Genomic DNA, 14,139 nt, shown 5'->3' with positions numbered 1-14,139 from the left:
CGACCGTTCCGTGCCGGTGGAGCCGTCGGTGAGGCCGCGGCCCACCACCACCGCCACCACCACCCCGCAGATCCCCACCGTCCTGACCCTCGGGGTGGAAGAGGAGTTCCTGCTGCTGGACCCGGACACCGGCGAGAGCATGCCGGTCGCCGACCGGGTACGCGGCGCGCTCTCCGGCACCGCCCGCGAGCAGAGCCGGCAGGAGTTCCGGCACAGCATGGTGGAGATGGTCACGCCGGTCAGCCCCGATCTCGCGGACCTGCGGGAGCACCTGGTCACCCTGCGCCGGGCAGCCGCCCGGGCGGCCGACGCGGCCGGGGCGCGACTGGTCGCGGTCGGCGCCACGCCGGTCTGCGAGGCCCACCGCACGGTGCCCGACGAGCAGCGCTACCACGACATGTCCCGCCGGTTCGGCCCGGTCGCCCACGACCCGGCGGTCTGCGGCTGCCACGTGCACGTCGGCGTGCCCGACCGGGAACTCGCCGTGCAGGTCTGCAACCACCTGCGCCCGTGGCTGCCGGTGGTGCAGGCGCTCACCGCGAACTCGCCGCTGCACGACGGGCGGGACACCGGCCACGCGAGCTGGCGCTCGATGCAGCTGGAACGGTGGCCGAGCATCGGACCGACGCCGCACTTCGACTCCGCCGCCGACTACGACGCCACGGTGGCGGACCTGATCACCGCCGGGATCATGCTCGACGCCGCGATGGTCTACTGGTACGCCCGCCCGTCCGCGTCGTACCCCACTGTGGAGGTCCGCGTCGGCGACGTCTGCCCCACCGTCGACGACACCGTGCTGGTCGCCGGGCTGGTCCGGGCGCTCGTCGCGACGCTGATCGACGACGTCCGCGCGGGCGTGCCGGCTCCCCGTATCCGGGACTGCCTGGTCGCCGCCGCGCACTGGCGGGCCGCGCACGACGGTGTGGACGGCAAGCTCGTCGACCTGCGCACCGGGCGGCCCCGGCCCGCCTGGGACCTCGTCGACGACCTCGTCGTCACTGTCACGCCCGCACTGACCCGCCACGGCGACCTGGACCGGGTCGGGCGCGAGCTGGAGCGGGTGCGCCGGGACGGCACCGGCGCCACCCGGCAACGACGGATCATGGCCGCGACCGGCGGGGACGTCCGCGCCGTGCTGGAGCACCTGGCCGCGCAGACCGTCTCGACGTGAGCCGATGACCGCCCCGGGCCGGGCCCGCGACCGGTCAGCGCAACCCGGCGAACAGGTCGTCCTCCGGCGTCGCCGCGCCGGTGGTGTCGCGCACGCGCACGAACGTCTCCATGCCCATCAGTTCGGTGAACCGCTCCTGGCCCAGGCGCAGGAAGAAGATGTTCTCCGCCTGGCTGGCGTGGGCGGCGAGCGAGGCGAACTTCTGCCCGCCGAAGCCGCGGGTGTCGACCCAGGTGGTGATGTCCTCGTCCGGCAGGCCCAGCGCCGGCATCTCGTCGGTCGCCTCCGGCTCGGGGAACTCCACCCCGATCTCCCGCATGACGGTGCCGAACTGCTGGAACGCGCTGCGCGGCACGGTGGTCCAGTAGACCTTGGCCGGGATGCCGGTCTGCTCGACCGCGGCCATGGTGATGCGGTGGGCCTGGATGTGGTCCGGGTGGCCGTAGAAGCCGTTCTCGTCGTAGGTGACCACCACGTCGGGGCGGTAGCGCCGGATCAGCTCGGCCAGCCGGTCGGCCGCCTCGGCCACCGGCGTGTTCCAGAACGCGCCGGGCGCGTCGTTCGTCGCCCAGCCCATCATCCCGGAGTCGCCGTAGCCGAGCGTCTCGAGGTGGGTGACCTTCAGCGCCTCGCAGCTCGCAGCCAGCTCGGCGCGGCGCATCTCGACCACGGCCTGCGGGTCGTGCCCGGGGTCGCCCGGCTTGATCCCGCCGGGACCGTCGCCGCACCCCCCGTCGGTACACGTCACGAGCACCGTGGTGACGCCCTCGGCCGCGTAGCGCGCCAGGACGCCGCCGGTGCTCGTCGCCTCGTCGTCGGGGTGCGCGTGCACCGCCATCAGGGTCAGGGATCGATCGGTCACCCCGTCACCATACGAGCATCGGCCGACGAACTAGCATTGCCCGGTCCGCAGACGGCGACGGAAGCGAGGCGCGATGGGTTGGCTCCAGCGGTTGCTCGGTGGCGGACGGGTCGAACTGGACCCCGCACGTCAGCAGGAGCTGCTGCGGGACGTGCGGCGGTCCTACGGGGCGCACGCCCGCCTCCGGTTCCCGGAGCAGGCCGACGCGATCACCCGGCTGCTGTCCGACGACGACGGTCTCGTGGTGGCCGCCGGGATCGTCTGCGAGGCCGCCGACCAGGCGCACGCGGACCTGCTGGCCCAGGCGCAGGAGGTGTTCCGGCGCACCGGGCGGCGGCTGCTGGTGCACCGCCGCAACTACCGGCCCCTGTGGAAGGAGGCCGGGCCCGCGCTGCGCTGGCCGCTCGGCGCGCTGCCCAGCGGGCTGCACCCGTACGCGCAGGTCAGCGCCGCCGTGGCGGTGGTGGGCGGGCGGGCCGACCGGCTGGACCGGGTCACCGACCCGCAGCCGTTGGTGACGCGCCTGTTCGAGGTGCTCGACCTGACCACGGCCGGCTGGGAGTTCGGCCGGGTGCGTGTGGACACCGACAGCGCGACGCTCGTGGAGCGGCTGATGGGCACCGGCGCCCGGGTGCTCGCGACGATGGACGACCCGCCCCGGCTGCCTCCCGCGGTGCGGGAGATGATGCGCCGCAACCACCGCATCGCCGTGTACGACCCGGCGGGTCCCCGGGTGGTCGGCGAGCTGAACCTGGGTGCGCGGCTGCGCGAGACGCTGCTGGCCTGACCGGCGGTACGCCCCGCCCCGGCCGGGTGGCCGCGGCGGGGCGCGCCGGTGCTCAGCTGGTCGTGCAGGTGAGGTTCGCCGGCGGGTTGTTGGTGCCGCCGGCCGAGCCGATGAAGCCGAACGTGGTGGAGCCGCCGGCCGGCACCGAGCCGTTGTAGTCGACGTTGCGTACGGTCACGTTCGCGCCGTTCTGGGTGTGCGTGCCGCTCCAGATCTGGTTGATCACCTGGCCGTTCGGGAACGTCCAGGACACCGTCCAGCCGCGGATCGCGGTGGCGCCGGCGGTCACCGTGACCTCGGCCTGGAAGCCGCCCGACCAGGAGCCGGTGATCGCGTACGTGGCACGCGCGCCGGACGGCGCCGGGGAGCTGACAGTCGGGGTCGGGGTCGGAGTGGGTGACGGCGTGGACGTCGGTGTGGCCGTCGGCGACGGCGTCACGCCGGGCCGGGCCGCCCGGTAGGTGCGCCCGGCCCGGACGGTGAACGCGACGACGTCGGACTCCGGGCGGGTGGTGGCGGGTGTGCTGCCGTCGGTGACGTCGGTGAGGGTGAAGGTGCCGGTGAACAGCCGGGACCGCAGCCGCAGCGTGCCGTCGCGGTCGGCGCGGACGGTGATCTCGTCGGCCTGGCTGTTGCTCCAGGCCAGCGCCACCGTGTAGCCACCCCGGCCGCGCAGGCCCGCTACCTGCCCGGCGGGCCAGGCACTCGGCAGCGCGGGCAGCAGGTGCAGCTCGCCGGTGTGGCTGTGCAGCAGCATCTCCGCGATGCCGGAGGTGGCGCCGAAGTTGCCGTCGATCTGGAACGGCGGGTGCAGGTCGAACATGTTCGGCGCGAGCCGGTCGGTGCGGACCAGGTCGCGCAGGAGCTTGTGAGCGCGGGCACCGTCCTCCAGCCGCGCCCAGAAATTGATCTTCCAGGCGAGGGACCAGCCGGTCCCGTCGTCGCCGCGCAGCTCCAGCGTCCTGCGGGCGGCCTCGTACAGCGCCGGGGTGCCCCGCCTGGTGATCTGGTTGCTGGGATGCAGCCCGTACAGGTGGGAGACGTGCCGGTGGGTGCGCTCGGTCTCCACCCAGTCGGCGAGCCACTCCTGCACGTTGCCCCGGGAGCCGACGCGGCTCGGGGGCAGCCGGTCCTTGGCCGTGCGCACCTGGGACCGGAAGGTGGTGTCGACGCCGAGCACCTCGCTGGCCCGGGCCGCGGCGTCGAACAGGTCACGCAGGATCTGGTTGTCCATCGTGGGCCCGGCGCAGACGCTGGCGTTCGCGTGGTGCGCCAGCTCCGGCGAGTTCGACGGGTTCGTCACCAGGTAGCCGAGCGTCGGGTGGGCGACCAGGGTGTCGAGGAAGAACTGCGCGGCGCCCTTGAGCGCCGGGTAGTTGGCCTGCAGGAATCCGCTGTCGCCGGTGAACAGGTAGTGGTCCCAGATGAGCGTGCTCAGCCAGGCCCCGCCGGTCTGCCACATGCCCCAGAACGCGCCGTCCACGACCGACGCGCCCCGCCAGGCGTCGGTGTTGTGGTGGGTGACCCAGCCACCGGCGCCGTACTGCGCCTGGGCGACCCGCGCGCCGGTCACGGTGAGGTCCTTGACCATGTCGAAGACCGGCAGGAGGCACTCGGACAGGTTCGTGGTGTCGGCCGGCCAGTAGTTCATCGGCAGGTTGGCGTTGACCGTGTACTTCGAGTCCCAGGACGGCGTCAGCGAGTCGTTCCAGATGCCCTGGAGGTTCGCCGGCTGGGTGCCCGGCCGCGACGAGGAGATCAGCAGGTACCGCCCGAACTGGAACAGCAGCGCGGCGAACTGCGGGTCGTTCGTGCTCGCGTGCTGCGCGATCCGTACGTCGGTGGGCTGGTCGGCGGCGGCGGTACGGCCCAGGTCGATCGTGACCCGGTTGAACAGCGCCTGGTAGTCGGCGCGGTGGCGGGAACGGAGCTGGTCGACGGCGACGCCCTTGGCGGCGTTCAGCCGGTTGCGGGCGATGCCCTGGTAGTCGCCGTTGACGGTGCGGTAGTTGACGTAGCTGGTGCCGATCGAGATCAGGACCGTCACGCTGGTGGCGCCTGATACCCGCAGCGTGCCGCCGGAGCTGCTGACCGTGCCACCGGTGACGGCGGCGTTGGCCAGCGCGAGGAACCGCACCGAGCCGTCGACCCCCTCCATCGAGCCGGAGATGCCGTCGAGCGCGATCGTGGCGCCGTCCGGGCTGGACACCGTGGTCCGCTGCGGGCTGTCGAACGCGGCGGAGAACGTGATCGCGTTCGCCCGGTCGGCGGTCAGCCGGAGCACTATCACCTGGTCGGGGGCGCTGGCGAACACCTCCCGCTGGTGCCGTACGCCGCCCTGCACGTACGTGGTGGTGACGGTGGCGGTGGTGAGGTCGAGCGTCCGGTTGTACTGCGTCGCCCCGCTCGCCGACCCGAAGGAGAGCCGGAGGTCCCCGACGGTCTGGTAGGCGAGCTGGCCGCCGGGGCTGCCCATCATGGTCTGGTTGATCAGGTCCTGGGCGGAGGTCCACTGGTCGGCGAAGACGCGGCGCCGGATCTCGGCCAGGTTGGCCGCGCCCCGGGTGTTGGCCGAGTCGTACGGGCCGCCGGCCCAGACGGTGTCCTCGTTGAGCTGGAGCCGTTCGGTGTCGATGTTGCCGAACACCATCGCCCCGAGCCGCCCGTTGCCGATCGGCAGGGCGCGCAGCCAGTCGGTGCCGGCCGGTTCGTCGTACCAGAGTGCCAGGTCGTTCGCGGCCAGCACCTGTGGTGGCGCCGCCGAGCCGGCGCGCGCGGTGGCGCTCCAGGCGGCCGGCACCAGCGCGGCACCGGCGCCCGCCGCGGTGGCCTTGATGATGTTTCGTCGTGTCACTTCAGACATGGTTGCTCCCAACCGCGCAGATCAGAGGGCGGGCCCGGGTGCGCTACGGCGCTGTTATCGCTAACACGCTTTACTCGCGCACCCGGACGCCGCGTTTCTGCCACTACGCGCCCAGGGCTCCCGACCGGGCGACACATCAGCCAACATGGACTCTCATGGATGAAGTGACATCGCGTCAAGGGGTGTTACCGCTAACAGTTCCGATCCGTGTTTCACGCGCCGGGCCGAGCGGGGCGCGGGGGCGGCCGGCCGGCCCACCCGGGCCACGTGCACGATGCGCTCCGGCGCCACGTCCAGCAGCGTCCCGAGCGCGTCGCGGGTGGCTGCGACGTCGACGAGCTGACTGAGCGGGTGCGCGGCCAGCCCGGCCGTGTGCAGCGTCAGCCACGTCCGCATCAGCACGCGGCCGAACTCGACCTGGCCGGCCGCGTCCAGATCCGGCGGGGCGACGAGCGCCAGCACCGCGCCGCCCTGCGCGAGCGGATCACCGCCCGCGGCGGCGAGCAGCCGGGGCAGCCCGAGCGGACGCAACGCCGGGTACGCCGCGAGCGCCGCCCGCAGCCCGGTGGCCGACGCCCGGCCCAGCCCGAGGCAGCGGTCGGAGAGCCCGTCGGTCCGGTAGCGCGGGCCCGCCCGGTCCAGGCGCAGCCAGCGGCGCAGCTCCGCGACCACCGCCGGGTCCGCGTACACCTGCCGGTCGGCGGTGCGCAGCAGCGCGCGCAGCCGTCCGGCCGCCGGCACGACGCGGGCCGTGCCACCGGCCCGCCGGGCGACCGCGTCCACCGCCGCGACCACGTCGGCGTCCGGGCCGCCGGTGAACCGGCCCCGGTGGGTACGCCGGTCCCACACGTCGGCGGTGCGGAACGGCGTCCGGTACGGCTGCCGAGCCGGACGCAGCCGCCCCACCCGCCGGTCGGACTCGTCGTGGTCGGCGGCCCAGTCCAGCCGCAGCCCCGCGTCGGCGGCGACGATCAGGCAGGTCTCCACGAACGCGCCGAGCGACAGACGCAGGTCCCGCCCGGTCGGGTCCCCGGCGGGCAGCGCGTCGGCCGGGTCCCAGCCGACGGTGATCGCCCAGCGCTCGTAGCGCAGCCGCCACGGCTGGGTGTTGTGGGCGCTCGGCGCCCGCCAGCACAGCGGCTCCAGCGCGCGGAACGCGGCGAGGTCCATGGTCACCGCTCCTTGGCGTAGAACGTGTAGCCGTGCAACGGGCGTCCGCCGAGACGCCGGTACTGGGCCGCGGACGCCGGGTTGTCCCGCCCGACGTACGTGCTGCGCAGCGCCGTGTAGCCGCCGTCGTGCAGGTTGCGGTGCAGGTGCTCCGACAGCAGCCGCTGGTAGCCGCGCCCCTGGAACTCCGGCACCACCCCCTTGACGATCAGCACCGCCTCCCGCCGGTACCGGCGCCGGGTGGCCAGCAGCCGCAACTGGCTGACCGGGTTCAGGTCACCGCGCACCGCGACCAGGAAGTCGCTGATGTCCGGCACGCAGAGCACGAACGCCACCGGTCGCCCGTCGCGGGTCAGGTAGAGCAGCAGGGACTCGTCCAGCAGGTACGCCAGCCCGTCGGTCTGCCGCCGCAGCTGGGCTGCCGAGATCGGCGTGTAGTAGCCGAGCTGGGCGAAGGAGTCGTTGAGCATCCCCCGCAGCAGGTCGAGCTGCTCGTCGAGCCGCCGGGTGCTCCCCCGGTGCAGCTCCAGCCGCGCGCCGTCGGGCTGGACGCCGAGCGCGGGCGGCGGCCCGGCCGGCGGCGGCACCGGGCAGATCCAGGTGTCGGAGACGAACCGGCCGGTGAACCCGTTCTCCTCGTACGCCTCCGGGTAGTGCGGCGGGTTCCACGCGCTGTCCACGAAGCCCCGGTCGGCGTACCCCGAGGTGATCACCCCACCGGCCTGGTTGGGCAGCAGCGCCACCGGCCCGAACAGCAGGTCCCGGCCGGGTTTCGCGTGTGCGGCGATCGCGTCGAACAGCGGCCGGGCGGCGGGAGCGGTGAACTCGGTGAGCCCGAACAGCTGGCACCGGCGGCCCAGCTTGGTGTCGAGGTCCGCGTCGGTGTGCAGCGTGGTCCGCCCGGCCACGGCGCCGGTGGCGTCGCGCAGCACGTACATCGGCACGCCGTCGCGCCACCAGCGGCGGATCTGCTGCCGGGGCGTCGGCACGTACCGGGGCTCGTCGGCGTACAGCCGGTCGGTGAGGGCGAGGAAGTCGCGCAGGCCGCGCCGGCCGGTGACGCGCTCGAACCGGTGGCCGGTCACCGGCGCACCGCCGGTCCGGTCGTCTCCGCGCCCAGCGGCGTGAACCGCTCGATGTGGCCCATCGCGCCGTCCTCGGCCCGCCACGCGCCGTTTGAGTAGCCGTCCGGGGAGGCAGTGTAGAGCCGGATGAACCCGGCGGTGGCGTTGCGGTCCCCGTCGGTCAGCCACATCATCAGCTTGCGGTGGTGCCGCGTGCGGGCGAAGCGCAGCAGCGCGTCCCGGTCGGTGAAGAACGCGATGGTGCCGAGCGTCAGCGGGAACTGCCAGTAGACGGTGTGCCAGCAGTAGCCGGACATCCGGCGCATGTCCCGCACCATCCGGATCCAGTCGGGGGCCAGGCGCAGCAGCACCAGCGGGTTCGCGTACCGGGTGCCGCCGATGAACATGGCGCCGGCGCGGGCCTGCGCCGGGGCGCGGGAGAAGTCACGGGTACGCATCGTTCACCTCACCAGGTAGACGTTCTTGATCTTCTGCATGCCGGCGAACGGGCCGCCGTCCGGTTCGTGCAGCTCCACGCGCAGGTCACCGGCGGTCGGGTCCTCCACCAGGGACTGCGCGAAGTCCCGCGACACCGAGGTCAGGTGCGCGCGTACCCCGTCGCGGCACGCGTCGGCGAGCGCCGCGCGGGCCGCGTCGTCCAGCGGGCGGCGCAGCTCGACGTGGATCACCGGCCGGGTCTCCAGCGCCGCGTCCTCGTGCAGCGTCAGGCAGAACCTGTTGATCTCGGCGGCGTACGGGTTGCCGGTGTACAGGCCGTACTCGACGTCCTGGGGGTAGAGGTTCGCGCCCAGGTAGGACACCGTGGAGTCGCTGCGGCCGAACAGCAGCAGCAGTGGCAGCGTCATCCGCTCCTCGGACACCGCGGTACGGAACTCGGCGCGGCGTACCGGGTCGGCGTGCGCCAGTTCGACGATCCGCCGGTACGGCACCAGCAGCGCCTCGTCACCGACGTTGTAGCGCAGCCGGGGCTGGAGCACGTCCGGGCTCGCCACTGTGCACAGCAGTTCGCGCCGCTCGTTCGTCTCCAGGTAGGTGGCGAACGGGTTGTACTGGAACACCATCGGCAGCCGCTGCTCACCCGCGCCGAGCAGTTCCGCCCGCAGTCCCGCGTCGGTGCGCAGCCGCCGCCGCAGCCACACCGTGAACCGGGTCTCCGCGCCGATGCCGATGGTCAGGTCCGACGCCCCGTACGCCGAGCGCACCCGCACGAACCGCTCCTCCAGGTAGTCGCGCAGCGCCTCGGTCATGCCCTCGCCGCCGCAGCTGGCGAAGATCCGGTACCGCGACCACGGAAAGCCCTCGGCGTCGAGCCGGTCCCGCAGGTGCTTGAGGAACGGCGGGTACGCGGTCACCAGGTAGTCGTGGCCGGGACCGAACTCGCGCAGCGTGTCGACGATCTTCCCGAGGTCGGGGCCGGTGTTCTTCACGGTGGCGATCCGGGCCATCGCCGCGCCGGTGGTGGTGCCGGTCGCCCAGGCGCCCATCGAGTACGCGTTGATGACGAACGGCCGGCGCATCGGGAACGCCAGTCCGGTGTAGCCGACGATGTCGCGGTGCACCGCCCGCAGTTCCCGCTCGCCGCGCGGCCAGTTGAACGGGCGCCCGGACGAGCCGGCCGACTCGTCGACCACCACGCCCCGCTCCGGCATCCGCCCGTCCCGGCACCGGGCCGAGGCGTCGTACGCCATGACGTACCCACGCTTGTCGGTCTCCGGGAAGTCCCGCAGCCTGCGGCGCAGGCCGCCCGGGCGGGCCCGCAAAAACGCCTGGTAGGCGGGCACCCGCCGGGCGGCGCGCACGCAGGTCGACCGCGCGTTCGCGGCGGCGAGCCGGTCCAGGACCGGGTGGTGTCGCCGGGCCAGCCACCGCCAGCCGGCGGGGTGGTGGGCGATGAGCCGGGCCAGCGCGGCGACGGCGCGGCCGGCGGGGGCCAGCGCGGCCTCGGCGGGCAGCGGCGTGTCGACGGTACGCGCGGCGGCGTGTCGGTGCAGCGTCTCGGCCATGACAAGAATCCTGTCGACGCCGCGACGCCGGCACATGAGCGACGGAACGGTACTGCGCTGAGTACCCGTACCCAGGCCGCAAGGCCAACCCGGTCGGCCACGCTCAGTCACCATGGCGACACTCGCCTGGTGTGTCGTCCCTGGTCCGGTGACACTTCGCCCATGACAGACGGCAAGCGTGAGCGCGTGAACGAGCGCTTCGAGAAGGTGGCCGAGGAGACCTCGGAGACCGTGACCCACGCGGCCACGGTGCTGGAGGAGGAACTCGCGGCGGGGCTGGCCGGCGCCCGGCGGCTCGAGGAGAAGCTGACCGAGAGCCGGCGCGTGGACCCGGAGGCGTTCGACGAACTCGTCGCCCGGGTCCGCACCGACGGGCACGCCCTGATCGACACCGTGGTCGGGCAGCTGAAGATGGCCGACGACCAGCGCGGTGAGGTGATCCGGCGGTACACGTCGGACGCGCACGACGCGCTGGACACCGTACTCAATCTGGCGCGGCTGGCCCCCGAGGTGGCAAACGGGCTCGCGGACCGGCTGGCGTCGCCGGCCCCGAAGCGGCCGACGGACCGGTAGCCGCGCGATGGCGCCGACCGCCGGGGTGGCCGGCGGGCACGTGGAACGGATGCTGGAGCGCTATCGCGGGCTCGCCCTCGGCGCGCTGCTCGACGACGTGCCCGACGGCGGCCCGCGCTACCTGTACGACCTGGTCGCGGAGTATCCCCGGCGCTGGGGCAAAGGGCTGCGCGCCGCGCTGTGCCTGGCCACGTGCCGGGCGTTCGGCGGCGGCGACGCGGTGGGTCTCAACGCCGCCGTGACGGTGGAGCTGTTCCACAACGCCTTCCTCATCCACGACGACATCCAGGACGAGAGCGAGCAGCGGCGCGGCGGGCGGACCCTGCACGCCGAGTACGGCGTGGGCGTGGCCCTGAACGTCGGCAACATGACGAACCTGCTGGCGCTGCGGCGGCTGGCCGCGAACCGGGCGGCGCTCGGCTCCGGGATCGCCTGGCGGCTGTTCACCGAGACCGAGCTGATGATGCGCCACTCGCTGGAGGGGCAGGCCATCGAGATCGGCTGGATCCGCGACAACGTGTGCGACCTGGACGCCGACGACTACTACCGGATGTGCCTGAAGAAGACGTCCTGGTACACGTGCATCTACCCGTGCCGCACCGGGATTCTCGTGGCGACCGGCCGGGAGAACGCGGTCGACGTGCTCGACCGCTACGGCTGGTATCTGGGTGCGGCGTTCCAGATCCAGGACGACGCGTTGAACCTCACCGGCGACTACGCCCGCTACGGCAAGGAGATCGCCGGTGACCTGTGGGAGGGCAAACGCACGCTGATCCTGATCGACTTCATGCGGCGGTGCACACCGGAGGAACGCGAACGGCTCGTGCGGTTGCTGAGCCGTACCCGCGCGGAGCGCACCGACGCCGAGGTGCGCTGGCTGCACGGGCGGCTGCTCGCGTACGACTGTGTGGAGTCGGCGCGGCACAGCGCCCGGGATCTCGCGCTGGCCGCCCGCCGCGAGGGTGAGCGGGCGCTCGGCGCCGCCGCCGACACCGAGGACGGCCGGTTCCTGCTGGAGCTGACCGACTACGTGGTGGAACGCGCCCGCTAGCCGCCCAGGATCCCCCGCAACCAGGTGAGCTGTTCGCGCTGGTGTTCCGCCTCGCCGCCCTCGTGGTCGTTGAACTCGTACACCCGCACGTCCTTGTCGCCGCCGTAGCGGTGGTAGGCGGCGAAGCAGGTGGACGGCGGGCAGACCTGGTCACGCAGGGCGATCGAGAACAGCGCAGGTGCGGTGGCGCGCGGTGCGAGCACGGCGGCGTCCAGGTAGGACAGCGTGCGGAACACCCGGTCGGCGCGGTCGCGGTGCAGCGCGAGGTACTCGACGACCTCGGCGTACGGGCTGTCCGGGCCGGCGACGCGCACGCCCCGGCGGATGTCGCACAGGAACGGCACGTCCGGCATGACCGCGACCACGTCCGGGCACAGCGCTGCGGCGGCGAGGGCGAGGCCGCCGCCCTGGCTGAAGCCGGTCACCGCCACCCGGGCGGGGTCGACGGCCGGGTGCCGCCGGGCGGCCTCGGCGAACCGGACCGCGTCGGTGATCAGCCGCCGATAGTAGTGCTCGGCCGGGTCGTCGACGCCACGGGTGAGGAAGCCGGGCACGGTGCCGGCCGGGTAGGGGTGCGGGTCGGGCGTGCCGCCGGTGGCGGCGCTCCAGCCCTGACCCCGGCTGTCCATGATCAGGTGCGCGAAGCCGGCCGCGGCCCAGAACAGCTTCTCGTGCGGCAGGCCGCGGCCCCGGCCGTAGCCGAGGTACTCGACCACGCAGGGCAGCGGCCCGTCGGCCCCGGCGGGCAGGTGCATCCATCCGCGTACCGGCTCGCCGCCGAAACCGGGGATCGTGGCGGCGTACGTCCGGATCTGGGTCAGCCCGGTGTCGACCGGCTCGTAGAGCGCCGCCTCCGGGTCGCCGCCGCCGTCGAGCGTGCGCGCCCAGAACGCGTCCAGATCCGCCGGCACGTCCAGTTCCGGCCGGTACGCCAGGCAGCCGGCCAGGTCGAGGTCGGTCAGCGGCACGACGCGGCCTCCCGTACGGCGGAGGCGAACCAGCCGGTGATGGTGGTCGGGTGGGTGATGGCGGTGCCGACCACCACCGTCCACGCGCCCGCCCGCAGCGCCTGCGCGGCCTGCTCCGGGGTGTGGATGCGTCCCTCGGCGACCACCGGGACGTCGACCGCGGCGGCGAGCCGGGCGACCAGGTCCAGGTCCGGCCCGTCGCCCTTCCTGGTGTACGCGGTGTAGCCGGCCAGCGTGGTGCCGACCAGGTCGGCGCCCGCGGCGGCGGCGGCGATGCCCTCGTCCAGCGTGGAGCAGTCGGCCATCACCAGCGCGCCGGTGCGCTCGTGCACGGCCGCGATCGTGTCGGCGAGCGTACGGCCGTCGGGCCGGGGCCGGGACGTGCCGTCGAGCGCGACGACGTGCGCCCCGGCGTCGGCGACGGCGAGCGCGTGCTCCAGCGTGGGGGTGATGAAGACGTCGTCGTCGCCGTCCTTCCAGAGCCCGATCAGCGGCAGGTCCACCGCCGCGCGGATGGCCGCGATGTCCGCCGGCCCCTGGGCGCGGATGCCGGCGGCGCCGCCGCGTGCGGTGGCGAGCGCGACCCGGCGCATGGTGTCCGGGTCGCGCATGGGCTCACCCGGGTACGCCTGGCAGGAGACGACCAGGCGGTCACGGAGCTGGTCGACGAGCGCGTTCATGAGACCTTCCAGGCGAGCGAGGCGGCACCGAGCAGCGGCGCGTCGGGGCCGAGGGTGGAGGCGAGGACCGGCACGCCGGCCAGGGCGGGCAGCGTCTCGGCGGGCACCGCGTCACGCAGCGCCCGCCACCACGGCTCGCCGAGCCCGGTGACGCCACCGCCGATCACCACGGCGGCGGGGTCGAGCACGTTGACCAGGCCGCCGACGGCGGAGCCGACGGCCGCGCCGCCGAGCCGGACGACCTCCCGGGCCGTCTCGTCGCCGTCCGCGGCGAGCGCGGCGACGGCCCGCAGGTCGGCCACCGGCCGGCCGGTACGCCGGACGTACTCGGCGGTGAGCGCGGGCCCGGCGGCGATCGCCTCCAGGTGCCCGCGCCCGCCGCAGGTGCAGGGCAGCGTTCCGGCGTACGGGGACGGCTGGTGCCCGGCGTGCCCGGCCGCGCTGTGCGCACCGGCGAGCACCGTGTCCCCGAGGACGAACGACGCGCCGACGCCGGTGCCGACCGCGACGTAGAGCACGGTGTCGTACCCGGCCGCGACGCCGTGACGCGCCTCGCCCAGCGCGTGGGCGTGCACGTCGTTGACCACGGTGACCGGCACGCCCAGACGCCGGCCCAGGTGGCCGCGCAGGTCCGTGCCGGTCCACCCGGTCAGCACGTCGGTGGCGGACAGCACCAGGCCGGAGCCGCTGTCGATGACTCCGGCGCTGCCCACACCGAGCGCCCGTACGACAGCCGGCGCGCCCGTCCGCAGCGTCTCGACCAGGCCGGCGGCGGTGTCGAGCACCGCGGCGGCCCCGGAGCGGCCCGGAGTCGGCGCGGTACGCCGGCCGACGACCTCGCCGGCGGCGGTGACCAGGGCGGCGGTGGTCTTGGTGCCGCCGATGTCGAGCGCGGCGACCAGACCGGTCGTGCTCACCTCGGGCAT

13 protein-coding genes are annotated in these 14,139 nt (G+C 74.0%); 4 read left to right on the top strand and 9 right to left on the bottom strand.

The window, feature by feature from the left end:
• The first annotated feature begins 139 nt into the window (after nt 1–139).
• On the top strand, nt 140–1,171 hold the full coding sequence (locus tag ACQP26_RS13150; protein ID WP_433496136.1) for a carboxylate-amine ligase: 1,032 nt from the start codon (nt 140–142) through the stop codon (nt 1,169–1,171).
• A 34-nt stretch (nt 1,172–1,205) separates the two neighbouring features.
• On the opposite strand, the gene ACQP26_RS13145 is transcribed toward ACQP26_RS13150, so the two are convergent.
• The gene (locus tag ACQP26_RS13145; protein ID WP_281578133.1) at nt 1,206–2,033 is read right to left on the bottom strand and encodes a PIG-L family deacetylase; all 828 of its coding nucleotides are present in this window, start codon (nt 2,031–2,033) and stop codon (nt 1,206–1,208) included.
• Nucleotides 2,034–2,106: 73 nt separating this feature from the next.
• Here ACQP26_RS13145 and ACQP26_RS13140 point away from each other — a divergent pair, with 73 nt between their 5' ends.
• Entirely contained in the window at nt 2,107–2,820 is a 714-nt protein-coding gene (locus ACQP26_RS13140) for a hypothetical protein (RefSeq protein WP_281578134.1), read from the top strand.
• 52 nt (nt 2,821–2,872) lie between these two features.
• Here ACQP26_RS13140 and ACQP26_RS13135 read toward each other — a convergent pair whose 3' ends face one another.
• The 5 genes from ACQP26_RS13135 to ACQP26_RS13115 all read right to left on the bottom strand — a co-directional run bounded on the left by ACQP26_RS13135 (nt 2,873) and on the right by ACQP26_RS13115 (nt 9,941).
• The gene (locus tag ACQP26_RS13135; protein WP_433495854.1) at nt 2,873–5,683 is read right to left on the bottom strand and encodes a glycosyl hydrolase family 95 catalytic domain-containing protein; all 2,811 of its coding nucleotides are present in this window, start codon (nt 5,681–5,683) and stop codon (nt 2,873–2,875) included.
• Between the two features lie 153 nt (nt 5,684–5,836).
• Entirely contained in the window at nt 5,837–6,853 is a 1,017-nt protein-coding gene (locus ACQP26_RS13130) for a nitroreductase (protein ID WP_269706709.1), read from the bottom strand.
• 2 nt (nt 6,854–6,855) lie between these two features.
• The gene (locus ACQP26_RS13125) at nt 6,856–7,938 is read right to left on the bottom strand and encodes a hypothetical protein (RefSeq protein WP_281578136.1); all 1,083 of its coding nucleotides are present in this window, start codon (nt 7,936–7,938) and stop codon (nt 6,856–6,858) included.
• The gene (locus ACQP26_RS13120) at nt 7,935–8,375 is read right to left on the bottom strand and encodes a hypothetical protein (RefSeq protein ID WP_013285846.1); all 441 of its coding nucleotides are present in this window, start codon (nt 8,373–8,375) and stop codon (nt 7,935–7,937) included. Before ACQP26_RS13120 ends, ACQP26_RS13125 begins: the two co-directional genes overlap by 4 nt.
• A gap of 3 nt (nt 8,376–8,378) precedes the next feature.
• Complete coding sequence (locus tag ACQP26_RS13115) at nt 8,379–9,941, bottom strand: phenylacetate--CoA ligase family protein (protein ID WP_433495853.1); 1,563 nt, start codon at nt 9,939–9,941, stop codon at nt 8,379–8,381.
• A gap of 162 nt (nt 9,942–10,103) precedes the next feature.
• On the opposite strand from ACQP26_RS13115, the gene ACQP26_RS13110 reads away from it, so the two are divergent.
• Nucleotides 10,104–10,514, top strand: a complete 411-nt coding sequence (locus ACQP26_RS13110; protein WP_091425196.1) for a hypothetical protein — start codon at nt 10,104–10,106, stop codon at nt 10,512–10,514.
• A gap of 7 nt (nt 10,515–10,521) precedes the next feature.
• Nucleotides 10,522–11,565 (top strand): polyprenyl synthetase family protein, encoded by a 1,044-nt coding sequence (locus ACQP26_RS13105; RefSeq protein WP_433495852.1) that lies wholly within the window; start codon nt 10,522–10,524, stop codon nt 11,563–11,565.
• Here the strand turns inward: ACQP26_RS13105 and ACQP26_RS13100 are convergent.
• The 3 genes from ACQP26_RS13100 to ACQP26_RS13090 are packed head-to-tail and all read right to left on the bottom strand — an operon-like array spanning nt 11,562 to nt 14,139.
• A complete protein-coding gene (locus ACQP26_RS13100; protein WP_433495851.1) occupies nt 11,562–12,533 on the bottom strand; it encodes an acetylxylan esterase in 972 nt (323 codons plus the stop codon). The two genes, ACQP26_RS13105 and ACQP26_RS13100, sit on opposite strands and share 4 nt — an antisense overlap.
• The gene (locus ACQP26_RS13095) at nt 12,524–13,213 is read right to left on the bottom strand and encodes an N-acetylmannosamine-6-phosphate 2-epimerase (RefSeq protein WP_281578141.1); all 690 of its coding nucleotides are present in this window, start codon (nt 13,211–13,213) and stop codon (nt 12,524–12,526) included. Before ACQP26_RS13095 ends, ACQP26_RS13100 begins: the two co-directional genes overlap by 10 nt.
• Entirely contained in the window at nt 13,210–14,139 is a 930-nt protein-coding gene (locus ACQP26_RS13090) for an ROK family protein (RefSeq protein WP_281578142.1), read from the bottom strand. Before ACQP26_RS13090 ends, ACQP26_RS13095 begins: the two co-directional genes overlap by 4 nt.

The sequence above is a fragment of the Micromonospora sp. CA-248089 genome (genome assembly GCF_050948515.1).
Lineage (GTDB): Bacteria > Actinomycetota > Actinomycetes > Mycobacteriales > Micromonosporaceae > Micromonospora.
Note: the sequence above shows the minus strand (reverse complement) of the source record. Positions and strands in the feature narration are given on the sequence as shown.